A 22,602-nucleotide genomic window follows, 5' to 3' on the forward strand; every position below is an offset into this window, starting at 1 on the left:
CGCGCCGAAGCCCGCCGCCGCGGTCAGCATGCCCAGCCCCGCCGCGCCGCGGGCAAAGGCGCCGTCGGCCAGCACCGGCAGAACCTCGAGCGCGCCGCGCACGACCGTGGCGAAGATCAGCGTCAGCAGCAGCGCCAGCCGCACCAGCGGCGCATCCATCGCGTAGCGCAGCCCGTCGCGCAGGTCCGACAGGATCGAGGCGCGCGGGCGCGCAGGCAGGTCGCGGGGCCTGAGCCGTGGCAGCACCAGCAGCATCGGAACGTAGCAGGCCACCGACACCCAAAGCGCCACCCCGGCGCCCGCGGTGGCGATGATCCAGCCCGCGACGACCGGGGCCACCAACCGCGCAAGGTTGAAGTTGAGCGCCGTCACGCTGACGACATGCTGCACCATGCCCGCAGGCACCAGCCGCGGGCCCAGCGACATGCGCACCGGATGATGCGCCGAGGAGATCACGCCGATCGCAGCAGCCGCCACCACCAGCGCGCCCGGGCCGGTCCAGGGCAAGGCGAGCGCCAGCGTGGCCAACACGGCCGCCATCAGACCGTTGGTGGTGAAGGAGGCGCGGCGGATGTCCACCCGGTCGGCGATCACACCGAAGATCGGCCCCAGCACCAGCGCGGGCGCAAGGCTCAGACCGGCGACCACCCCCACGAAAGCGGCCGAGCCCGTCCGCTCCCACGCGAGCCAACCCAGCGTGACGCGCTGCACCCAGATCGCCTGCACCGCGAAGAAGATTCCGAGGAAGAACAGGCGGAACTGACCGTCCCGAAAGGCACCGCCTGCAAGCCCGGACATGTCAAGAACCCCATGACGCAACGTCATGTCCAGCCATGCAATTGCTGCAAAGCAGCATTGAGGCATCGTCCATTGTGCATTCGCAGCATTCGCTTATCTTCGGTTTCAACAAGGGGGGAACAACACACCCCCTGCGGGACAGAATGTTAGCGCAATCCGGCGCAAGCCCGCACAGCAAAGAGAAAGTCAAAGCCGATGGCATATGTTTCGAGCAACCGCACCACCACGCTGGGCCTCGTCGACCGCCTGACCGAAATCCGCAAGGACATGGCCGACGCCTGGCGCGCCCACCGTGTCTATCGCCAGACCCTCAGCGAATTGCAAGGTCTGTCGATGCGCGAACTGAACGACCTGGGCCTCAACCCCTCGATGCTGCGCTCCATCGCGCTCGAGGCGGCCTACGGCAAGCGGGGCTGACCGACAGCCCACACGAGACGGCGCGGCGACCTTCCTCCTCCCTTGGGTCGCCCCGCTCGCGGGTCCATCTCCCTCCTCCCTTGGATGGGTCCGCAAATACCACGGTCCGGCAACGGACCAAAAGACCAGGGTCCGGTATCGGACCACACGGATCGGCTCCCCTCCTCCTCCCTTGGGGACCGTGACGACCGGCGGCGGGATCTCCTCCTCCCTTGATCCCGCCGCCACGACATTCCGCGAAGCGCGTGCTTCGCACCAAGATCGGCGCCTCCTCCTCCCTTGGCGCTGAGCTCCGGCGGCGGCCCCTCCTCCTCCCTTGGGTGCCGCCGCCACGAATTCCGCGAAGCGCAGGCTTCGCACCAAGATCGGCGCCTCCTCCTCCCTTGGCGCTGAACTCCGGCGGCGGCCCCTCCTCCTCCCTTGGGTGCCGCCGCCACGACATTCCGCGAAGCGCAGGCTTCGCACCAAGATCGGCGCCTCCTCCTCCCTTTGGGCGCTGAACTCCGGCGGCGGCCCCTCCTCCTCCCTTGGGTGCCGCCGCCACGACATTCCGCGAAGCGCAGGCTTCGCACCAAGATCGGCGCCTCCTCCTCCCTTGGCGCTGAGCTCCGGCGGCGGCCCCTCCTCCTCCCTTGGGTGCCGCCGCCTTTTTCTTTTGCATAGGTGAAACGCGGTCAGGCGCGCTCGTCCTTGGGCGAGCCCATGACGACATAGGTCGTGAGCGTCGCCACCTGCGGCAGCGCGCCGAGGATGTCGGTGTGAAACCGCTTGTAGGCGCGCAGGTCGGCCGCCTCGACGCGCAGCAGGTATTCCACCGCGCCGGTGATGTTGTGGCATTCCCGAACCTCGGGCGCGGCCTGCATCGCGCGCTCGAAGGCCTCTTGCGCGCGCTTGGTGTGCACGCTCAACCCGACGGTCATGTAGGCGACAAAGCCCAGCCCCCGTCCCTCGGGCGGCAGGATCGCGCGATACCCCGCGATGACGCCCGCCGCCTCGAGCGCCTGCACCCGGCGCGAGGTCGCCGAGGGGCTGAGGGACACGCGTTCGGCCAGCTCGAGGTTGCTGATCCGCCCCTCCGTCGAGAGGATACGCAATATCTGGCGGTCTTTCTGGTCAATCTGTGTCATCTGTTGCGCAGATTGCGTAAAACCCGCACGGATTGCAATTTCATTGCGCCCGTGGCGGGTCATTCTGCCCGGCATGACACCCGACCTGATCCTTGCCCTCGTGCTTTTCGCCTTCGCCTCGTCGATCACGCCGGGGCCGAACAACATCATGCTGCTGGCCTCGGGCGCGAATTTCGGCCTGCGCCGGACCGTGCCGCACATGCTGGGCATCGCGCTTGGCCATGCGGTGATGGTCAGCCTTGTCGGACTGGGGTTGATGGGTCTGTTCGAGGCGCTTCCGTGGCTTCGCGCAGCCCTCATGATCGCCTGCGCGGCCTACCTGCTGTTTCTCGCGTGGAAGATCGCCAACGCCGCGCCGCCCGCCGACGCACCGTCCGACGCGCGGCCCTTCAGTTTCCTTCAGGCCGCGGCCTTCCAATGGGTGAACCCGAAGGCCTGGTACATGGCGATCTATGCCCAGACCAATTTCGCCCCCGAGGGCGGCCATTGGGCGGGCGCGCTGGCGGTGGCGGCGATCTTCGCCATGGTCAACCTGCCCTCGGTCACGGTCTGGGCCGCGGCGGGCACGCAGCTGCGCCGCTGGCTGGACGCGCCGGGGCGGTTGCGCGCGTTCAACGTCACCATGGCGCTGCTGCTGGTGGCCTCGCTCTGGCCGATGCTGGAGGGGCTGCGCGGCTGACGCCGGTCAGAACGGCACGTCCCCCGCCGCACCGGCGGCGACGAGGAACCGGGCCACAACATGTTTCGTGCCGGCCTTGTCGAAGGCGATCCCGAGCTTGTCGCCCTCGACCGAGATCACCGCGCCGTAGCCGAATTTCTGGTGAAACACCCGGTCGCCGATGGAAAAGGCGCTTTCCGCTTCGGCGTCGATGGTCATGTGCCGTGCCTCGGAGGGTTGGCGCAGGCCGGGTTTCGCCGCGTTGGTCTGCAGCCGCCGCCAGCCGGGCGAGTTGTAGACATCCGCGCGGCTGGCCGCCTCGTGCAGGTCGGAGCCGCGCATCATGCCCGCCACCGGGCTTGCGCTTGCGCCCATGTTCTGATGGCCGTGCAGGCCCGAGGGCGTCAGCACCTCGACATGATCCTCGGGCAGTTCGTCGATGAAGCGGCTCGGCATCTGGCTTTGCCATTGCCCGTAGACGCGGCGGTTGCCCGCAAAGGAGATGGTGCAGACCCGTTCGGCCCGCGTGATGCCGACATAGGCCAGCCTCCGCTCCTCCTCGAGGCCCTTCATCCCCTCCTCGTCCATCGCGCGCTGGCTGGGGAACAACCCGTCCTCCCAGCCGGGCAGGAAGACGGCGGGAAATTCCAGCCCCTTGGCGGCATGGAGCGTCATCAGCGTGACCTTGGGCTCTTCGCTTTCCTGCTCGTTGTCCATGATGAGCGAGACATGTTCGAGGAAACCCTGCAGGTTCTCGAACCCTTCCAGCGCCTTGACCAGTTCCTTGAGGTTCTCGAGCCGCCCCGGCGCTTCGGGCGTCTTGTCGGTCTGCCAATGCGCCGTGTAGCCCGACTCGTCCAGGATCACCTCGGCCAGTTCCACATGCGAGAGCGTGTCGCCCGCGCCCATGGTCTCGATGCTGTCCTCGATCAGGTCGTCGGCCTGAACCACCACCGCGCCGCCCATCATCCCGCGCCAGCGGGCGATCCCCTCGATGAGCTTGCGCAGCTCCTTGCCGCCCTTGCCGCCGATCGCGCCGGTCTCGACACAAAGCCGCGCGCCCTCGACAAGGCTTACGCCGTTGGAGCGGGCCATCCGCGAAATGGTCGCCTGCGCCTTGTCGCCAAGCCCGCGCTTGGGGGTGTTCACGATCCGCTCGAAGGCGAGATCGTCATCGGGGCTGACCACGACGCGGAAATAGGCCATCGCGTCCCGGATCTCCATCCGCTCGTAGAAGCGGGGGCCGCCGATCACGCGGTAGGGCAGGCCGATGGTCAGGAAACGGTCCTCGAAGGCGCGCATCTGGTGGGAGGCGCGGACGAGAATCGCCATGTGATCGGGGCTGATAGGGTCCATCCCGCGGGTGCCGCGTTGCATCGCCTCGATCTCTTCGCCGACCCAACGGGCCTCTTCATCGCCGTCCCAATGGCCGATCAGGCGGACCTTCTCGCCCTCCTCGCCCTCGGTCCAGAGCGTCTTGCCGAGCCGCCCCTTGTTGCCCGCGATGACGCCACTGGCCGCCGCAAGGATATGCGCGGTCGAGCGGTAATTCTGTTCCAGCCGCACCACATGCGCGCCCGGAAAATCCTTCTCGAAGCGCAGGATGTTGCCCACTTCCGCCCCGCGCCAGCCGTAGATCGACTGGTCGTCGTCGCCCACGACGCAGATGTTGTTGTGCCCGCCCGCGAGCAGCCGCAGCCAGAGATACTGGGCGACGTTGGTGTCCTGGTATTCGTCGACGAGGATGTAGCGGAACCAGCGGCGGTATTGGTCGAGCAGGTCGTCATGGGCCTGGAAGATGGTGACCATGTGCAACAGGAGATCGCCGAAATCGGCGGCGTTCAGATCCTTCAGGCGCTGCTGGTATTGGGCGTAAAGCTCGGGCCCGCGGCGGTTGAAGGCCCCCGCGTCGGCGGAGGGCACCTTGTCGGGGGTGATCGCGCGGTTCTTCCAGTTGTCGATGATCCCCGCCAGCATCCGCGCGGGCCAGCGTTTTTCGTCGATCTCGCTGGCGACGATCAGCTGTTTCATCAGGCGGACCTGGTCGTCGGTGTCGAGGATGGTGAAATTCGACTTCAACCCGACGAGTTCCGCGTGGCGGCGCAAAAGCTTCACGCAGATCGCGTGGAAGGTGCCGAGCCAGGGCATCCCCTCGACCGGTTGACCCAGAAGGGTGGCAACGCGGGTCTTCATCTCGCGGGCGGCCTTGTTGGTGAAGGTCACGGCGAGGATCTCGTTGGGCCGCGCGGTGCCGGTCAGCAGCAGATGCGCAATGCGCGCGGTCAGCGCCTTGGTCTTGCCGGTACCGGCCCCGGCCAGCATCAGGACAGGCCCCTCCAACGTCTCGACCGCCGCACGCTGCGCGGGGTTCAGCCCGTCGAGATAGGGGCGCGGCGCGGCCGCCATGGCGCGCTGCGAGAGGGAGACCGAGGAGGCCGCCTCGAACGCGTCTGAATCATCGAAACTGCTCATGGGCGAAGGATAGTGCGATTTGCGCCCCTGTTAAAGCTTTGTTCGCATATTGTTCCGACCGCCCCTTGCAAATGTCGGAGTCCGTATTTGGAGGAAGATGAAGGCAGGGGGCGCGCGTTAACCTTGATGAGGGGTTAATCGGGGTCTGGACAAGGGCGCGGTTGCGGGCTTGGTTGCGCGACATGGACCTGCATGCCCGGTATCCCGCCCTTTCCGACCTGAAGGCCCGCGCCCGCGCGCGCATCCCGCATTTCGTGTGGGAATATCTCGACAGCGCGACCGGGGCCGAGACGATCACCGGCCGCAACCGGGCTGCGCTCGACGCGGTGCTGTTCCGGCCCGCGGCGCTGCGGGGCGAGATCAAGGCGGACCTGTCCTGTTCGCTCATGGGGCGGGACTATCCGGTGCCCTTCGGCATCGCGCCTCTGGGCATGTCCGGCCTGATCTGGCCCGAGGCGGAGCGGCTGCTTGCGCGCCACGCGGCCAAGGCCGGCATTCCCTACACGCTGTCGACCGTGGCGACGCGCACGCCCGAGGAGCTGGCGGGGCAGATCGGGGACCATGGCTGGTTCCAGATGTATCCGCCGCGCGATGCGGGGATGCGCGACGACATGCTGCGCCGGGCGCGCGAGGCGGGGTTTCACACCCTTGTGCTGACGGTCGATGTCCCCGCCGCCTCGCGGCGCGAGCGGCAGACCCGCGGCGGGCTGGTGCAGCCGCCGCGGCTGACCCCACGCCTGCTGGCGCAGGTGGCGCGCTGCCCGGCCTGGGCCATCGGCATCCAGTCGACGGGCATGCCGCGGATGCGGCTGATGGACAGCTACGCCGACCAGACCAGGACCGGCCCCCTGCCCTCGACCGCGCATGTGGGATACCTTTTGCGCGCCGCGCCCGACTGGGACTATGTGCGCGCGTTGCGCGAGCGGTGGCAGGGCAAGCTGGTGATCAAGGGCGTGATGGAGGCGGAGGTCGCGGCGCAAGCCGAGGCCGAGGGGGTCGATGCCGTCTGGGTCTCGAACCACGCCGGGCGGCAGTTCGACGGGGCGATTGCCAGCCTCGATGCGCTGCGTGACGTGCGGGGGGCGACCGGCCTGCCGCTGATCTTCGACAGCGGGGTGACCGGTGGGCTCGACGTGATGCGGGCGCTGGCGCTGGGGGCGAGCTTCGTGATGATGGGGCGGCCCTGGCATTACGCGCTGGGGGCGCTCGGGCCGCAGGGGCCCGCGCATTGGCATGACGTGCTGGTCAAGGACATGGAGAGCAACATGGCCCAGATCGGCGCGGCGCGCCTGTCGGAGCTTGCGGGGCGGCTGGCCACGCCGGGCTGACCCGGCAGACGGCGTCCACCTTTCTACCGTTGCATACGAAACGGCTTGGTTTTCAAGGCCTCCCGCGACGACTGGGCAGTTGCGGGCCGGGGTCACGCATCCTACACATGCTGCACCTGCGAGACGGAGCCCCCTGCCATGACCGAGTTCAAGAAGATCCTCATCGCCAACCGCGGCGAGATCGCCATCCGCGTGATGCGCGCCGCCAACGAGCTGGGCAAGCGGACGGTCGCCGTCTATGCCGAGGAGGACAAGCTGAGCCTGCACCGCTTCAAGGCGGACGAGGCCTACAAGATCGGCGAAGGGCTGGGGCCGGTCGCGGCCTACCTGAGCATCGACGAGATCATCCGGGTCGCCAAGGCGAGCGGAGCCGACGCGATCCATCCGGGCTATGGCCTGCTGTCGGAGAACCCCGACTTCGTCGACGCCTGCGCGAAGAACGGCATCACCTTCATCGGCCCCAAGGCCGAGACGATGCGCGCGCTTGGCGACAAGGCGAGCGCGCGGCGCGTGGCGATTGCCGCGGGTGTGCCCGTGATCCCCGCGACCGAGGTGCTCGGCGAGGACATGGACGCGATCCGCAAGGAGGCCGCCGAGATCGGCTATCCGCTGATGCTCAAGGCCAGCTGGGGCGGCGGCGGTCGGGGCATGCGGCCGATCATGTCCGAAAAGGAGCTCGAGGAGAAGGTCCGCGAGGGCCGGCGCGAGGCCGAGGCGGCCTTTGGCAATGGCGAGGGCTATCTCGAGAAGATGATCCTGCGCGCGCGCCATGTCGAGGTGCAGATCCTCGGCGACAGCCAGGGCAACATCTACCACCTGTATGAACGCGACTGCTCGGTGCAGCGCCGCAACCAGAAGGTCGTGGAGCGCGCCCCCGCGCCCTACCTGTCCGAGACACAGCGCGAGGAGATCTGCCTGCTGGGCAAGAAGATCTGCGAGCATGTGAATTACGAATGCGCGGGCACGGTCGAGTTCCTGATGGATATGGACACCGGGCGGTTCTACTTCATCGAGGTGAACCCCCGCGTGCAGGTCGAGCATACCGTGACCGAGGAGGTGACCGGCATCGACATCGTGCGCGCGCAGATCCTGATCGCCGAGGGCAAGTCGCTGGTGGAGGCCACCGGAACGGCCAGCCAGTATGACGTGACGCTGGACGGTCACGCGATCCAGTGCCGGGTGACGACCGAGGACCCGACCAACAATTTCATTCCCGATTACGGGCGCATCACCGCCTATCGCGGCGCGACCGGCATGGGCATCCGCCTTGACGGCGGCACGGCCTATTCGGGCGCGGTCATCACGCGCTATTACGACAGCCTTCTGGAAAAGGTCACGGCATGGGCCCCCACGCCCGAGGCGGCGATTGCCCGGATGGACCGCGCGCTGCGCGAGTTCCGCATCCGCGGGGTCTCGACCAACATCGCCTTCGTCGAGAACCTGCTGAAGCACCCGACCTTCCTGAATTACCAGTACACGACCAAGTTCATCGACGAGACGCCCGAGCTGTTCGATTTCAAGCCGCGCCGCGATCGGGCGACGCGCATCCTGACCTATATCGCGGATATCACCGTGAACGGGCATCCCGAGACCGAGGGGCGCCCCCGCCCCCGGCCCGAGATCAAGGACCCCAAGCCCCCCGCGCTGCGCGTGGACGCGCCGCCGCCCGGCACCCGGCAGATGCTGGACGAACAGGGGCCCGAGGCCGTGGCCAAGTGGATGAAGGCGCAGAAGCAGCTGCTGATCACCGACACCACGATGCGCGACGGGCACCAGTCGCTGCTGGCGACCCGGATGCGCTCGATCGACATGATCAAGGCCGCACCCGCCTATGCCGCGAACCTGCCGGGGCTCTTCAGCGTGGAATGCTGGGGCGGGGCGACCTTCGACGTGGCTTACCGCTTCCTGCAGGAATGCCCGTGGCAGCGCCTGCGCGACATCCGCGCGGCCATGCCCAACATCATGACGCAGATGCTTCTGCGCGGGGCCAATGGCGTGGGCTACACGACCTATCCCGACAACGTGGTGCAGGGCTTCGTGAAGCAGGCGGCGGAGTCGGGCGTCGACATCTTCCGCGTCTTCGACAGCCTCAACTGGGTCGAGAACATGCGCGTCTCGATGGATGCCGTGCTGGAGACGGGCAAGATCCTCGAGGGGACGATCTGCTACACCGGCAATGTCCTCGACCCCGACCGGGCGAAGTATGACCTGCAGTATTACGTCAAGATGGCCAAGGAGCTGGAGGCCGCAGGCGCGCATGTGCTGGGGCTGAAGGACATGGCGGGGCTGCTGAAACCCGCCGCGGCCGCCGTGCTGATCCCGGCGCTGAAGGATGCGGTCGACCTGCCCATTCACTTCCACACCCATGACACGGCGGGCATCGCCTGCGGCACGATCCTCGCGGCCTCGGCCGCCGGTGTGGATGCCGTGGATTGCGCGATGGATGCGCTCTCGGGGAACACGAGCCAAGCGACGCTCGGCACCATCGTCGAGGCGCTGCAATTCACCGAGCGCGACACCGGGCTCGACATCAAGGCGATCCGCGAGGTCAGCGATTACTGGGAAGCCGTGCGCGCCCATTACGCCGCCTTCGAGAGCGGCATGCAGGCCCCCGCCTCCGAGGTCTACCTGCACGAGATGCCCGGCGGGCAGTTCACCAACCTCAAGGCGCAGGCGCGCTCGATGGGGCTGGAGGATCGCTGGCACGAGGTGGCGCAGACCTATGCCGACGTGAACCGGATGTTCGGCGATATCGTGAAGGTCACGCCCTCGTCCAAGGTGGTGGGCGACATGGCGCTGATGATGGTCAGCCAGGGCCTGACGCGCGAGGACGTGGAAAACCCGCAAAAGGACGTGGCCTTCCCGGATTCGGTCATCGACATGATGCGCGGCAACCTCGGCCAGCCGCCCGGCGGCTTCCCGCCCGGCATCCTCAAGAAGGTGTTGAAGGACGAGCAGCCGATCCTCGAGCGCCCCGGCAAGGGCGTGCCCCCGGTCGACCTGGCCAAGACGCAGGCCGAGCTGGCCGAGACCCTCGAGGTCGAGGTCGATGGCGAGGACCTGATGGGATACCTGATGTATCCCAAGGTCTTCACCGACTACGCCACCCGCCACAAGGAATACGGCCCGGTCCGCACCCTGCCCACGCGCACCTTCTTCTACGGGATGGAGCCGGGCGAAGAGATCGAGGCCGAGATCGACCCCGGCGTGACGCTTGTCGTCCAGTTGCAGGCCGTGGGCGAGACGACCGACGACGGCGAGGTCAAGGTGTTCTTCGAGCTGAACGGCCAGCCCCGCACGATCCGCGTGCCCAACCGCAAGCTGGCCGCCACCGTGGTCAAGCGCCCCAAGGCCGAAGCGGGCAACCCCAATCACATCGGCGCGCCGATGCCCGGTGTCGTGGCCTCGGTCGCGGTGAGCGCGGGTGCGAAGATCAAGACGGGCGATCTGTTGCTGACCATCGAAGCGATGAAGATGGAGACGGGCCTGCACGCCGAACGGGATGCGGTGGTCAAGGCCGTTCACGTCAGCCCCGGCGGGCAGATCGACGCCAAGGACCTGCTGATCGAGCTGGAGTAGGCACGCCTTGCCGTGACCGGTGTCGCCGCGACCGGAAGGAGCGGCGCACCGCTTGCACCGCTCGTATCTGCGCCAGCCGATCCGTTTTGCCCCCCGTCCGAACCGGGCCGAGGGGCCTGCACGCCCGACACGGCAGGCTTTCCTGCTTGGCCGGGGCCTTCGCCCCTACCCCCTGCGACACGTCGGCCGCACCGACACCGACCGGCGCACACGCGACGGCGTGGCGATCGGTGACGCCCTCGGAAACCTGCCCCGCGGAGACCCGCCAAGGGGGCTCGGACCACTGCCGCGAAGCTTCATGACAGGCCGATGTCGGCGATGTGAAAAAAGCTTAAATTTCCCCCTTGCACCCCCCCGAGCTTATTTATAAACCCCGCCTCACAGAGCGGGTGTAGCTCAGGGGTAGAGCATTACCTTGCCAAGGTAAGGGTCGTGAGTTCGAATCTCATCACCCGCTCCAGTCGCAAAAACCCGGGTCCTCGGACCCGGGTTTTTTCGTTTTTGCACCACCAGTCGATGCGGACACACTCGTGTCCCCGCCGCCACGACCGCGCCGGGATCGTCATGCGCGGCGGCTGGCACGGCACGGGGGGCGTTGCCGCCCGCGGGCGTTCCGCGTAGTCATGCCCGCGTAACCAGTGGAGACTTGCCATGAAGACGCTGCCCTGCGCCGCCGCCGTCGCGGCACGACCGGCAAGCGCGGCTGCCCCGGCCATCGACCGCCGCCATCCCGACAGGACCGCTTCGGGCCGCGCACCGCTCGGCACCGCCCGCCTGCCTGCCGTCACCGGGGCACCGGACGGCGTCTGAGCCGTCCGAGCCTCCAGGCCCCCTGCCCGCGCGGCCATGCCGCCGACAGGGCCCCGATTGTCCCCGCATGCCCCCCTCCCGCACACGCCTCGCCATCGTCGGCACGGTCGGACTGCCTCCCCGCTACGGCGGGTTCGAGACGCTGGCCGCACGGCTGGTCGAAGCCGCCGCGGCGCGAGGTGCCGCCGACCGGATCACCGTCTGGTGCAGCGGCCCGCAATCCGGCGACGACCGGCCGACGCACTGGATGGGCGCGCATCTGCGCTACCTGCCGCTTCGCGGCAACGGTGTGCATTCCATCGCCTATGACGCGCTCTCGTTGCGACAGGCCGCGCGAAGCGGGCATGACGTGGCGCTGCTGCTCGGGGTCTCGGGGGCCAGCGCCCTGCCGCTGATCCGGGCGACATCCGCCATGCGGATCATCAGCCATATCGACGGGATCGAATGGCGACGCCCCAAATGGGGGCCGGTCGCGCGCGCCGTGCTGCGCCGGTCCGAGGCGATGGCGGTGCGCTGGTCCGATCACGTGATCGCCGATCATCCCGATATCACCACCCATGTGCGGCAGAGCTACGGGCGCGCGCCGGTCGAGATCGCCTATGGTCACGAGACGCCCGCCCCGTCGCCGCCCGCCGCCATCGCCGACCTCGGCCTTCCCGACCGCTACGCGCTGGCCATCGCCCGCGCCGAGCCCGACAACAACCTCGCCCTGCTGCTCGAGGCCTTCGCGGAGGGGCAGACCCTTCCTCTCGTGATCCTGTCCAACTGGCAGACCAACGCCTACGGGCGCGGGCTGCTGGCGCGATTCGGGCGGCACCCCGCGTTGCGCCTGCTGGACGCGGAATACGACCCCGGCCGCCTTGGCGCGATCCGGGAGGGCGCAACGGTCTACCTGCACGGGCATGAAGCGGGCGGCACCAACCCCTCGCTCGTCGAGATGATGGGACACGGCCGCCCCATCGCCGCCTATGACTGTGGCTTCAACCGCTCGGTGACCGAGGGCAAGGCCGCCTATTTCGACAGCGTCGAGACGCTGCGCGCCGTCCTTCCCGCCATCGCCGAGGGGCCGGAGGCCGCCGCCTCGGGCACCGCCCTGCAGGAGATCGCGCGCCGCCGCTACCGCTGGTCCGAGGTCACAGACGCGTATTTTGATCTTCTCGGCTTCTAGCGCGCCCTTTCCCCGCCTCATTCCCCTGTCTATAGAACGCGGCACACCCCGATACCGGAGGCCGCCATGCGCACCGCCCAGATCACACGCACCACCGCCGAGACCGACATTTCCGTGTCGGTCGATCTCGACGGGACGGGCCGCTACGACTGCAAGACCGGCGTGGGCTTTTTCGACCACATGCTCGACCAGCTGGCGCGCCACGCGCTGATCGACCTGACGGTGCGCTGCGACGGCGACCTGCATATCGACGACCACCACACGGTCGAGGACGTGGGCATCGCCATCGGCCAGGCCCTGACACAGGCGCTTGGCGACAAGCGCGGCATCCGGCGCTACGGCTCCTTCCACCTCGCCATGGATGACGCGCTGGTGCGTGCCGCGCTCGACCTGTCAGGGCGGCCCTACCTGGTGTGGGACATGGAGTTTCCGACCCAGAAGATCGGCAGTTTCGACACCGAGCTGGTCCGCGAGTTCTTCCAGGCGCTCAGCACGCATGGCGGCATCACGCTGCATGTGACGAAGCTGGCGGGGATCAACAGCCACCACATCGCCGAGGCCGGCTTCAAGGCCGTCGCGCGCGCCCTGCGCGAAGCGGTCGAGACGGACCCGCGCAAATCCGACGCGATCCCCTCGACCAAGGGCAGCCTCTGAGCGGCGGCAAGGGACAGATGACATGACCACCGTCCTGATCGACTACGACTCGGGCAACCTGCATTCGGCCGAGAAGGCGTTTCAGCGCATGGCGCTCGAGACCGGCGCGGGCAAGGTCGTCGTGACGGCCGACCCCGACGCGGTCGCCCGCGCCGACCGGATCGTGTTGCCCGGCGACGGGGCCTTTCCGGCCTGCCGCCGGGGCCTTCAGGCCATCGACGGGCTGGAAGAGGCCATCACCGAGGCCGTCGAGGCGCGCGCCGTGCCCTTCCTCGGCATCTGCGTGGGGATGCAGATGCTGACGACCTGGGGCCGCGAATACGAGGATGTCCGCGGCTTCGGCTGGATTCCCGGTGAGGTGACGCGCATCACCCCGACCGACCCGGCGCTGAAGGTGCCGCACATGGGCTGGAACGACCTTGTGATCGACGCCGTCCACCCGGTGCTGGACGGGCTTCAGACCGGCGATCACGCCTATTTCGTGCATTCCTACGCGATGCGCGTGACCGAGGCCGCGCATCTTCTGGCCCATGCCGAATATGGCGGGCCGGTCACGGCCATCGTAGGCACGCGCAACGTGGTCGGCACCCAGTTCCACCCGGAAAAGAGCCAGCGGGCAGGTCTGCGCCTGATTGCGAATTTCCTCGGCTGGCGGCCCTGACGACCGCCCGCCGAGGCAGGGATCAATTCACCCGGACCCAGTTCTGGCGGGCACAGATCAGCCCACCGGCCACGCAGCCGCGCAGCGACAGCCGGTCGCCCGAGACCTCCATCCGGCCGATGTAGATCCGGTCATTCGACGGACGCCAGACCGAGCCCTCGTAGCTGCCGCCGCCTTGCGGCACCATGTCGATCACCAGCTGCCGCCCGATGTTCGGGCTCTGGTAGGGCGTGCCGCCATCCTGGTAGGTGCGCACGATGTTGCCGCAGACCATCGCGGCATTGGCGCAGGGGCCAAGCTGGACGTGCGCAAAGGCACCGTCATCGGGCTCGGTCTGCCAGGTGCCATGCGCAGGATCGGCCATCGCGGCCCCGGCAAGGCCGAGCACCGCCACGGCTGCAAGAAGGAGCGTCTTCATCTCTCATTTCCTCCCCATGAGTGATGCGCAGACCCTGCCGAATGCCCCTGCCCCCTGTCCAGTGTGACGTTGCGCCAGAGGCACCCTTGCCCATTCCGCGCCCCTTTGCCAAAAGCGCGCCAACGCAACGGAAAGGCCCCAGCCCATGATCCTCTACCCCGCCATCGACCTGAAGGACGGGCACGCCGTTCGCCTGCTGCGCGGCGAGATGGACAAGGCCACGGTGTTCAACACCGACCCCGCAGCCCAGGCGCGCGCCTTCGAGGAGGCAGGCTGCCGGTGGCTGCACCTCGTGGACCTGAACGGCGCCTTCGCAGGCGCGCCGGTGAACGGCGCCGCGGTGGAGGCGATCCTTGCCGCGACGGATGTGCCCGCGCAACTGGGCGGCGGCATCCGCGACATCGCCACCATCGAGACCTGGCTGACCAAGGGCATCGCGCGCGTGATCCTCGGCACCGTTGCGGTCGAGAACCCCGACCTCGTGCGGCAGGCCGCCCGCGCCTTCCCCGGACAGGTCGCCGTGGGCATCGACGCCCGCAAGGGCCGCGTGGCGACGAAGGGCTGGGCCGAGGAGACGGATGTGATGGTCACCGACCTCGCGCGTCAGTTCGAGGACGCGGGCGTCGCGGCCATCATCTACACCGACATCGACCGCGACGGCGCGATGGGCGGTCCCAACGTCGCGGCCACCGCCGATCTCGCGCGGGCAACCTCGATCCCGGTCATCGCTTCGGGCGGCGTCTCCTCGCTGTCCGATCTGGTCGCGCTGCGCGACACCGGCGTCATCGCGGGCGCGATCTCGGGCCGGGCGCTCTATGACGGGGCTCTGGACCTCTCCGAGGCGCTGGCCACCCTCGCCTGAGCCTTCATCTTCCCCCAAATACGGATCACCCGATCTGCCTTCCCTCACCGCCGCCGATCGGCTAGGCACACGACATGCTCAAGACCCGCATCATCCCCTGTCTCGATGTCGCCGATGGCCGCGTGGTCAAGGGCGTGAATTTCGTCGACCTGGTCGATGCCGGCGACCCGGTGGAACAGGCGCAGGCCTATGATGCCGCAGGCGCGGACGAGCTGTGCTTCCTCGACATCCACGCCACGCACGAGAACCGCGGCACGATGTATGACCTTGCCACGCGCACGGCGGAACAATGCTTCATGCCGCTGACCATCGGCGGCGGCGTGCGCACGGTGGACGACGTGCGCAACCTGCTGCTCGCCGGTGCTGACAAGGTCAGCTTCAACTCCGCCGCCGTGGCCGACCCCGACGTGGTGGCGCGCGCCGCCGACAGGTTCGGCAGCCAGTGCATCGTCGTGGCCATCGACGCCAAGACGGTCAGCCCCGGCAAATGGGAGATCTTCACCCATGGCGGGCGCAAGCCCACGGGCATCGACGCCGTCGAGTTTGCGAAAACCGTCGTGGCCAGGGGCGCGGGCGAGATCCTTCTGACCTCGATGGACCGCGACGGAACCAAGCAGGGGTTCAACATCCCGCTGACCCGCGCCATCGCCGACGCGGTTCCGGTGCCCGTCATCGCGTCGGGCGGCGTCGGCACGCTCGACCACCTGGTCGAAGGCGTGACCGAGGGGCATGCCAGCGCCGTCCTGGCCGCCTCCATCTTCCATTTCGGCACCTATTCCATCGCCGAGGCCAAGGCTCACATGGCCGCGGCCGGCATCCCCGTAAGGCTCGACCGATGACCGACGACACCCTGCTTCGCCTTGCCGCCACGATCCGCGCCCGAAAGGGGGCCGACCCCGAAACCTCCTGGACGGCCAAGCTGCTTGCGCGCGGCCCCAAGAAGGCCGCGCAGAAATTCGGCGAGGAAGCGGTCGAAGCCGTGATCGAAGCCGCGCGCGGCGACAAGGAGAAGCTGACCGAGGAAGCGGCCGATGTGCTCTACCATTTCCTCGTGATGCTGACCTCCCGCGGGGTGGAGCTGTCGGATGTCTACGCCGAGCTTGCGCGCCGCGAGGGGATTTCGGGGCTTGCCGAAAAGGCAAGCCGGGGCTGAGACCGCGAAAAACTCGAGTTTTTCGCCCGGAAAACTGCAGTTTTCCGCCGCCCTAGCCCTGAAGTTTCGAGGAAATGATCCCGGTGGCGAAGCCGCCCATGCGCAGCTCGCCGAACAGGCGCTGATACTCGATCTTGGGGCAGCGGTTCTGGATCACGGTCAGCCCCGCCGCCTCGGCGCGCGCCGCCGCCTCGGGATGGGTCACGCCGATCTGCATCCAGATCACCTTCGGCAGCGGGTCCATCGCCAGCGCCGCCGCGACGATCTCCGGCACCGCCTCGGGACGGCGGAAGATGTCGACCACGTCCACCGGCTCGGTCACATCCGAGAGCGAGGCCTTCACCTCCGCCCCCCACAGCCGGTTGCCCGCCTGCCCCGGATTGACCGGGATCACCCGGTAGCCTTTCAGCGCAAGGTAACGGCCCACGTAATGGCTGGGCCGAACCGGGTTCGGAGACACGCCGATACAGGCGAACACCTTGGAGCGCCTCAGGATATCGCGGAGCAGGTCGTCGGAGGGAGTCTCGGTCATGGCCCGTGTCTAAAGCCGTTGCGCATGCGTGGAAACCGGTTTTCCGCCTCGCCGACATGCAGCACGCGCCCGGCCGCAAGAAAAAGCGCCCGCGGCTTGTTGAAGCGCGGGCGCAAGTCACGGAACGAGGGACAGTGATGGGCGCCGGGTGTTCCGAACCCTGCGCCATGCGTGACATATGGGCGGCATTCGGCGTATTTAAAGAAATTCAACGAAAACGTGAACGCCCGCCCCTCAGCCAAGGATGCCGGGCCAGTTCGCCTCGCCCTGCGCGATGACATCGGGCAGTTCGGCGGTCCAGAGCCTGCGCGCCCTGAGGCTGGCATTGAGGAACAGCCGCCCCTCGTGGATCGACCAGGCCTCGGGGATGGTGGGCGCGAGATACCCGCGCGAGGCGGCAAAGGCGCAGTAGCCACCGAAGGCCGGAGCGAAGCGCAGGGGCTCGGCGGCGAAGGCCTCGCGGTTGCCCGCGCTGGCGAAGACCCAGGTCGCGCCGTCATGGTCATGGGTGATGTCCGGGTTGCCGGGCACCGGGCCGTTGCCGTCGAAATAGGCAACGGGATCGATGCCGTTGATGGCTCCGCGGTCGCCCTGGAACACGCGGGGCTCGGCGGCGCGCGCGCTGCGTGGCAGGGCGAGAGCAAGGGGCACCAGCGCGGCGGCGGAGAGGATGTGACGGCGGTGGATCACGGCGAAGACCTCCGGTGTTGACGTGCAGCCAACATGACCTGTGCCGGGGTGTCGCAAAAGACCCGGCACGCAACCGTGATCCGGGGTGAGTGATCTGTCAGTCGAAGATGTCCTCGATCAGGTCGAAGGCCTCTTCCATCGCCTTCTTCCACAGCGACTTGCGCCGTTTGGGCTTTTTCCGGCTGCGTGGATCGGCGTGGCCCTGCCACCCCTCTTCGCCCTGCCAGCCGCCCCGCGGGAGCGGTCCGCCATGCGGCGCGGGCGCGCGCGGGCTGCGCTTGACCGGGCGGTCGGGCTGCGGCGGCTTCAGCCATTTCATCTCGTGCAGCGGCGCACCGCAGGCCCCGCAGGCCAGTTCGTGCCCGTCACGCGCTGTCAGCTTCAGCGTCTGGCGGCGACCGCAATAGGAACAGGTGGCGATCTTGGTCTGGTCCGGCATCGGCTCTCTCTCAGGGGCGTGTGACCGCATATAGGGAGACCGCCGCCGCATTCGAGACGTTGAGCGAGCCGAAGGCGCCTGCCGCGTCGATCCGCACCAGGTGGTCGCACAGATCGCGCGTCCGCTCGCGCAGGCCCGGCCCCTCCGCCCCCAGCACGAGGGCCACGGGCCGCTCCGTCAGCGTGGCGGCCAGCGTGCCGATCTCGGCCGCGCCCTCGCCATCGAGACCCAGAACGGTATAGCCCATCTCCTTCAGCGTCACGATCGCGTTGCCGAGGTTCGGCACCCGCAGGTAGGGCTGCCGCTCGAGCGCGCCCGAGGCGGTCTTGGCCAGCGCGCCGGTCTCGGGGGCCGAGTGGCGCGCAGGGGCGATCACGGCAGCCGCGCCGAAGACCTCGGCCGAGCGCAGGATCGCGCCGACGTTATGCGGGTCGCTGACCCGGTCGAGCAGGACAAGCCGCGGCGCGCCCCGCCCCGCGCCAAGCGCGACATCCTCCAGCCGCCCCCAGTCGAGCGGCCGCACCTCGAGCGCCGCGCCCTGGTGGACCGAGCCCGGATCGAGCGGCACGGGAAACTTGCGCGGATCTGCGATCTCGGGCTCGAGCCCGCCCGCCGCGATGGCTTCGGCCAGCTTGTCGGCCGCGTTGCGCGTGACCACGAGGCGCAGGCGCTCGCGCGCGGGGTTCATCAGCGCATCGCGCACCGCGTGCAGCCCGAACAGCCACAGCGTTTCCGCCGCCGCGGCGCGCTTGGCACGCTCCTTGTCGATCACCCAGGTCGGTTTCTTGGCCACGCGCCGCTTCCCCTTGCTGCCTTCTCCCCGGATATGCGGCGGCCATCGTCTTGCCAAGTGCGCGCAGGCCCGTTTTTCGGTTGACGCCCTCCCGCCCCCCGATTATCCACCCCCTCGCGTCGGGCGACGTGCTGCAAGGTGCGGCAGCGGACTGTAACTCCGCCGGGGAGACCCATGCCTGGTTCGATTCCAGGGTCGCCCACCATCTCCCCCCTCATCGGCGACACGCTTGCCGCCCCAGCACGGGCGGCGCGTCTACGCCCGGCCCGCCGTGATGCGGCTTGGGGCACGTCTTGAGGCGCGCGCCCGCGGGTCAGTCCCATGTCCGGGTGTCCAGTGCAGCACCGGCCGTGGCGCGCGGATGCAAAGCCAGCCCGACGCCATCGACAGGGCATGCCGGGCGCAGCCGGCGGACAAACCGGAGGCGTAAGGCCGCGGACCCTGCGTGCGAGCGGGGCTTATTGCCCCTCGGAATAGGCCCGGTAGGCCGCGCTGAACCCCCTCAGATCGAAGGGATAGAAATACTCGCCCGCGTCGTCGAACCCGGTGAACCAGAGCTGCATGTCGAAACCCCGGCGGAAGGCGTCGATCGCCGCGGGTGTATCGGTGACAACGCCAAGGCAGCCATCCGCGCGACAGGTCGCCATCCGCACGTTCAGACGCACCTCGTCATCCACCTGGATATAGATCGGCGCCAGCATCGACACGCCCAGCGGCAGGAAGACCTCGACGATCTCGGTCCCGGACAGATGGTAGACCAGCACCCTGGACACGATGCGCCCCTGGGACATCACCACCTGTCCCATGCGACAGCCGGTGTCGCACACGACCTCCCAGCGGGAGGCGTCCGCGGCGGTCTGCGCGCGCAGTTCCCCCACGCCCGACAGCCCGAGCACGAGCGCCCCGAGCAGCGTGGCGGCTGCACGGCGGGCGCGGCGCGGTCCCTCGGCGCGCATGGCGCGCATGGCGCGCGTCACTGGATCTGAACGCATATCCGCGATTGGCCGTTCTGGTTGGTCTCGCAGACATAGGCCGCCGTGCCGCGCTGAAGCACCATCACCACGGCGCCGTTCACGAAGGACATCCCCTTGATCTCGAACCCGACCGACAAAAGCCCGGCCGCCGTCAGCTGCCGCGCGGTCTGCGCCGGGGCCGCTTGTTCCTGGCCTTCCTGTGCGAGGGCGGGGATGGCCGCCGCCAGCCCGAGGGTGCCTGCCAATGCGAATGCTGCGATCCGTTTCATCATCTGCTCTGTGTCCCCTTGTGAGAACGCCTGCCCGAGCGGCAACCCGGGCAGGCGGTGTTGTGTTCGAAGGCGCGGCTGGCTCAGAACGAGAAGCCGACACCAACCCCTGCGCCGACACTGCCGCCCGCCGAGGAGACCGAGGCCCGCATGACAGCCCGGTCCGTGAGCCGCGCGGTGCCGCCGAGGGCAATCGCGCTTTCCCCTTCGAAGGTGCCGAGGCCGAGGCCGAAGCTGAAGTCGCTGGATGCGTCGGTCAGCTGCGGCAGGTTGTTCATGGCGAAGGCCATGGCCACACCGGCATTCGCCGTCCGCAGGCCGCTTTCCAGCCCGGTGATGCGGTTCTGCACACCCGCGTCGAGGTTCTCGAAGGTGACCGCCCCGGCCGCGATGTCGGCCGACCCGATGGAGCCGGCCTGGATCGAGATGCCGCCGTTGACCGCTGTGCCGGCAGAGCCGACCACCGTCACGTTGCGGGCCACTGCACCGGCAAAGGCTGCGGCCGCGTCCTCGTCTGCCGCAAGCCCGTTGGTGACTGCTTCGACAATGCTGGCAGCCGCCACGCTGTCATCGGCGATACCCGCCGCAAGGGCCTGGCGTGCCCCCGCATTGCCCGCGATGCCATCCGCGATGGCCTGCTGGGTGGCCGCGTTGGCGCCCAGGGCGCCACCGAGCGATTCCAGCGCCGCCGTCGTGCCGGTGATACCGTCCACGATGGACTGGGTGGCCGTCGCGTTGCCGCCGATCCCGGCTGCCATGGCCTCCTGCGTCTCCGCATTGCCTCCGAGTGCCCCGCCCAGCGTCTCGAGCGAAGCCACGTTGGCACCGTCCGCGAAGGCCGTCGCAGTTTCCTCGACCAGCGCATTGGCGAGGGTCGTCTGCGACGTGCCGTCGGCCGCGATGCCGCCCACGATGGACTGGGTCGCGGTGGCGTCGCCACCGATCCCGGCCGCCATGGCCCGCAGCGCCTCTTCGTTGCCGCCCAGCGTGGTGCCGAAGGCCCCGACCGAGGCCTCATCGGCATTCGTCGCAAGGCCACCCAGAAGCGAGGAGGCCGCGGTGGCGTTGCCGCCGATCCCGGTCGCCATGGCCTCCTGCGCCGTGGCGTTTCCGCCAAGGCCGGTGCCCACGTCGGCAAGGTCCAGGTCATCGGCGACGACCGAGCCATCGAGGATGGCGATCTGGCCCGCCGCGTTGCCCTGATCGGCCGCGGTGTTACCGGTGCCGCCCCGGACGACAAGGTCATCCGAGATTGCATCGGCCAGCGTGGCCTGCGCCGCATCGTTGGTGGCGATCCCGTCGGCAATGGCGTTCTGTGTCACCTCGTTGCCGCCGAGAGCGTTGCCCAGGGTCTCGAGATCGGCGACATTCGCAGCATCCGCGAAGGACGCCGCGACGTCATCCACGATGGCGTCAGCCAATTCGGCCTGCGATGCGGCATTCGCACCGCCGTCCAGCAGGCTGTTCACCACGTCATCGCCGATGGCATCACCCAGCTCCTCCTGCGATGCGTCGTCGGAGTTGGAGGCCAGGTCGCTCAGCAGGGACGACGCACCAACCTCGGTTTCCGCGATTGCATCGGCAATGGTTTGCTGCGCCGCCGTGTTGTTGGCGAACCCGTCCGCAAGAGCTTCGGTTGCAGGTGCATAATCGGCAATCGCATCCGCGATGGACTGCGTGGCCGAGGTGCTGCCCGCTATACCGGTCGCGACATCGTCCGCGATGGCGTCGGCCAGGTCGGCTCGAATGGTATCATCGGCCACAAGCGTGTTCGTGATATCATCCGTGATCGCGTCGGCGAGGGCTGCTTGCGTCGCCGCGTTGTCGGCCAGCGCACCGCCCAGCTGCTCGAGCTGGGCGACATTCGCCGGCTCATCGAAGGCATTGGCGATGTCGTCCACCAGCGCACCGGCAAACGCCTCTTGCGAGGTGTCATCGGCATTCGTCGCAAGGCCGCTCAGCAGGTTCGAGGCCGCCGTGACGTCCCCGCCGAGGCCGGTGGCGACATCGGCAAGGTTCAGGTCATCGGCGACGACCGAGCCATCGAGGATGGCGATCTGGCCCGCCGCGTTGCCCTGTTCGGCCGCGGTGTTACCGGTGCCACCCCGGACGACCAGGTCATCCGAGATTGCATCGGCCAGCGTGGCCTGCGCCGCATCGTTGGTGGCGATCCCGTCGGCAATGGCGTTCTGCGTCACCTCGTTGCCGCCCAGGGCGGAGCCCAGGATCTCGAGATCGGCGACATTCGCAGCATCCGCGAAGGACGCCGCGACGTCATCCACGATGGCATCGGCCAATTCGGCCTGCGATGCGTCGTCGGAATTGTTGGCAAGGTCGCTCAGCAGGGACGATGCACCAACCTCGGTTTCCGCGATTGCATCGGCAATGGTTTGCTGTGCCGCCGTGTTGTTGGCGAACCCGTCCGCAAGTGCTTCGGTTGCAGGTGCATAATCGGCAATTGCATCCGCAATGGACTGCGTGGCCGAGGTGCTGCCCGCTATACCGGTCGCGACATCGTCCGCGATGGCGTCGGCCAGGTCGGCTCGAATGGTATCATCGGCCACAAGCGTGTTCGTGATATCATCCGTGATCGCGTCGGCGAGGGCTGCTTGCGTCGCCGCGTTGTCGGCCAGCGCACCGCCCAGCTGCTCGAGCTGGGCGACATTCGCCGGCTCATCGAAGGCATTGGCGATGTCGTCCACCAGCGCACCGGCAAACGCCTCTTGCGAGGTGTCATCGGCATTCGTCGCAAGGCCGCTCAGCAGGTTCGAGGCCGCCGTGACGTCCCCGCCGAGGCCGG

The 22,602-nt window shown here is 68.3% G+C and carries 22 protein-coding genes and 2 tRNA genes; 13 read left to right on the plus strand and 11 right to left on the minus strand.

Annotation, left to right across the window (positions count from 1 at the left end; all coding sequences use genetic code 11):
* A partial coding sequence (locus tag QQK83_RS14855; RefSeq protein WP_284265533.1) for an MFS transporter occupies positions 1–798 on the minus strand: 798 nt, incomplete at its 3' end.
* A 195-nt stretch (positions 799–993) separates the two neighbouring features.
* Between QQK83_RS14855 and QQK83_RS14860 the strand changes: the two genes are divergently transcribed.
* Positions 994–1,215, plus strand: a complete 222-nt coding sequence (locus tag QQK83_RS14860) for a DUF1127 domain-containing protein (RefSeq protein ID WP_284265535.1) — start codon at positions 994–996, stop codon at positions 1,213–1,215.
* Positions 1,216–1,889: 674 nt separating this feature from the next.
* Here QQK83_RS14860 and QQK83_RS14865 read toward each other — a convergent pair.
* Complete coding sequence (locus QQK83_RS14865; protein WP_284265537.1) at positions 1,890–2,342, minus strand: Lrp/AsnC family transcriptional regulator; 453 nt, start codon at positions 2,340–2,342, stop codon at positions 1,890–1,892.
* 73 nt (positions 2,343–2,415) lie between these two features.
* Here QQK83_RS14865 and QQK83_RS14870 point away from each other — a divergent pair, with 73 nt between their 5' ends.
* The gene (locus QQK83_RS14870; protein ID WP_284265539.1) at positions 2,416–3,021 is read left to right on the plus strand and encodes a LysE family translocator; all 606 of its coding nucleotides are present in this window, start codon (positions 2,416–2,418) and stop codon (positions 3,019–3,021) included.
* Between the two features lie 6 nt (positions 3,022–3,027).
* Here QQK83_RS14870 and QQK83_RS14875 read toward each other — a convergent pair whose 3' ends face one another.
* Positions 3,028–5,472, minus strand: a complete 2,445-nt coding sequence (locus tag QQK83_RS14875) for an ATP-dependent helicase (protein ID WP_284265541.1) — start codon at positions 5,470–5,472, stop codon at positions 3,028–3,030.
* 182 nt (positions 5,473–5,654) lie between these two features.
* Here QQK83_RS14875 and QQK83_RS14880 point away from each other — a divergent pair, with 182 nt between their 5' ends.
* The 7 genes from QQK83_RS14880 to hisH all read left to right on the plus strand — a co-directional run bounded on the left by QQK83_RS14880 (position 5,655) and on the right by hisH (position 13,672).
* Entirely contained in the window at positions 5,655–6,800 is a 1,146-nt protein-coding gene (locus tag QQK83_RS14880) for an alpha-hydroxy acid oxidase (RefSeq protein WP_284265543.1), read from the plus strand.
* Between the two features lie 138 nt (positions 6,801–6,938).
* Positions 6,939–10,379 carry a pyruvate carboxylase gene (locus tag QQK83_RS14885; RefSeq protein WP_284265545.1) on the plus strand — a complete coding sequence of 1,147 codons (3,441 nt, stop codon included), beginning with the start codon at positions 6,939–6,941 and terminating at the stop codon, positions 10,377–10,379.
* Positions 10,380–10,764: 385 nt separating this feature from the next.
* Positions 10,765–10,839: transfer RNA gene (locus QQK83_RS14890), tRNA-Gly, on the plus strand.
* Positions 10,840–11,030: 191 nt separating this feature from the next.
* Positions 11,031–11,189, plus strand: a complete 159-nt coding sequence (locus QQK83_RS14895) for a hypothetical protein (RefSeq protein ID WP_284265547.1) — start codon at positions 11,031–11,033, stop codon at positions 11,187–11,189.
* A gap of 67 nt (positions 11,190–11,256) precedes the next feature.
* Entirely contained in the window at positions 11,257–12,357 is a 1,101-nt protein-coding gene (locus QQK83_RS14900) for a DUF1972 domain-containing protein (protein WP_284265549.1), read from the plus strand.
* A 66-nt stretch (positions 12,358–12,423) separates the two neighbouring features.
* Positions 12,424–13,011 carry an imidazoleglycerol-phosphate dehydratase HisB gene (gene hisB / locus QQK83_RS14905; protein WP_284265551.1) on the plus strand — a complete coding sequence of 196 codons (588 nt, stop codon included), beginning with the start codon at positions 12,424–12,426 and terminating at the stop codon, positions 13,009–13,011.
* A gap of 22 nt (positions 13,012–13,033) precedes the next feature.
* Entirely contained in the window at positions 13,034–13,672 is a 639-nt protein-coding gene (gene hisH, locus QQK83_RS14910; RefSeq protein WP_284265553.1) for an imidazole glycerol phosphate synthase subunit HisH, read from the plus strand.
* Positions 13,673–13,694: 22 nt separating this feature from the next.
* On the opposite strand, the gene QQK83_RS14915 is transcribed toward hisH, so the two are convergent.
* Positions 13,695–14,090 (minus strand): DUF2147 domain-containing protein, encoded by a 396-nt coding sequence (locus tag QQK83_RS14915; protein WP_284265554.1) that lies wholly within the window; start codon positions 14,088–14,090, stop codon positions 13,695–13,697.
* Positions 14,091–14,235: 145 nt separating this feature from the next.
* On the opposite strand from QQK83_RS14915, the gene hisA reads away from it, so the two are divergent.
* The 3 genes from hisA to QQK83_RS14930 all read left to right on the plus strand — a co-directional run bounded on the left by hisA (position 14,236) and on the right by QQK83_RS14930 (position 16,105).
* A complete protein-coding gene (gene hisA / locus QQK83_RS14920; protein WP_284265556.1) occupies positions 14,236–14,952 on the plus strand; it encodes a 1-(5-phosphoribosyl)-5-[(5-phosphoribosylamino)methylideneamino]imidazole-4-carboxamide isomerase in 717 nt (238 codons plus the stop codon).
* 74 nt (positions 14,953–15,026) lie between these two features.
* The gene (gene hisF / locus QQK83_RS14925) at positions 15,027–15,791 is read left to right on the plus strand and encodes an imidazole glycerol phosphate synthase subunit HisF (protein ID WP_284265558.1); all 765 of its coding nucleotides are present in this window, start codon (positions 15,027–15,029) and stop codon (positions 15,789–15,791) included.
* Positions 15,788–16,105 (plus strand): phosphoribosyl-ATP diphosphatase, encoded by a 318-nt coding sequence (locus QQK83_RS14930; RefSeq protein ID WP_284265560.1) that lies wholly within the window; start codon positions 15,788–15,790, stop codon positions 16,103–16,105. The genes hisF and QQK83_RS14930 overlap by 4 nt, the downstream gene beginning before the upstream one ends.
* 52 nt (positions 16,106–16,157) lie before the next feature.
* Here QQK83_RS14930 and QQK83_RS14935 read toward each other — a convergent pair whose 3' ends face one another.
* The 4 genes from QQK83_RS14935 to rlmB all read right to left on the minus strand — a co-directional run bounded on the left by QQK83_RS14935 (position 16,158) and on the right by rlmB (position 18,559).
* Positions 16,158–16,637 carry a CoA-binding protein gene (locus tag QQK83_RS14935; RefSeq protein WP_284265562.1) on the minus strand — a complete coding sequence of 160 codons (480 nt, stop codon included), beginning with the start codon at positions 16,635–16,637 and terminating at the stop codon, positions 16,158–16,160.
* Between the two features lie 234 nt (positions 16,638–16,871).
* Positions 16,872–17,327, minus strand: a complete 456-nt coding sequence (locus QQK83_RS14940; protein ID WP_284265564.1) for a YHS domain-containing (seleno)protein — start codon at positions 17,325–17,327, stop codon at positions 16,872–16,874.
* Between the two features lie 97 nt (positions 17,328–17,424).
* A complete protein-coding gene (locus QQK83_RS14945; protein ID WP_284265566.1) occupies positions 17,425–17,766 on the minus strand; it encodes a hypothetical protein in 342 nt (113 codons plus the stop codon).
* Between the two features lie 10 nt (positions 17,767–17,776).
* On the minus strand, positions 17,777–18,559 hold the full coding sequence (rlmB, locus tag QQK83_RS14950) for a 23S rRNA (guanosine(2251)-2'-O)-methyltransferase RlmB (RefSeq protein ID WP_284265568.1): 783 nt from the start codon (positions 18,557–18,559) through the stop codon (positions 17,777–17,779).
* A gap of 121 nt (positions 18,560–18,680) precedes the next feature.
* Here rlmB and QQK83_RS14955 point away from each other — a divergent pair.
* Positions 18,681–18,764, plus strand: a tRNA-Tyr gene (locus QQK83_RS14955).
* Positions 18,765–19,017: 253 nt separating this feature from the next.
* Here the strand turns inward: QQK83_RS14955 and QQK83_RS14960 are convergent.
* The 3 genes from QQK83_RS14960 to QQK83_RS14970 form a co-directional block, all read right to left on the minus strand.
* Positions 19,018–19,551: an invasion associated locus B family protein gene (locus QQK83_RS14960; RefSeq protein ID WP_284265570.1), complete on the minus strand. Its 534-nt coding sequence runs from the start codon at positions 19,549–19,551 to the stop codon at positions 19,018–19,020.
* Positions 19,533–19,805: a hypothetical protein gene (locus QQK83_RS14965; RefSeq protein ID WP_284265573.1), complete on the minus strand. Its 273-nt coding sequence runs from the start codon at positions 19,803–19,805 to the stop codon at positions 19,533–19,535. The genes QQK83_RS14960 and QQK83_RS14965 overlap by 19 nt, the downstream gene beginning before the upstream one ends.
* 80 nt (positions 19,806–19,885) lie before the next feature.
* On the minus strand, positions 19,886–22,602 hold a 2,717-nt coding region (locus QQK83_RS14970; RefSeq protein ID WP_284265575.1), incomplete at its 5' end, for a beta strand repeat-containing protein.

It is taken from the genome of Roseicyclus amphidinii (genome assembly GCF_030163755.1).
Classification (GTDB): domain Bacteria; phylum Pseudomonadota; class Alphaproteobacteria; order Rhodobacterales; family Rhodobacteraceae; genus Roseicyclus; species Roseicyclus amphidinii.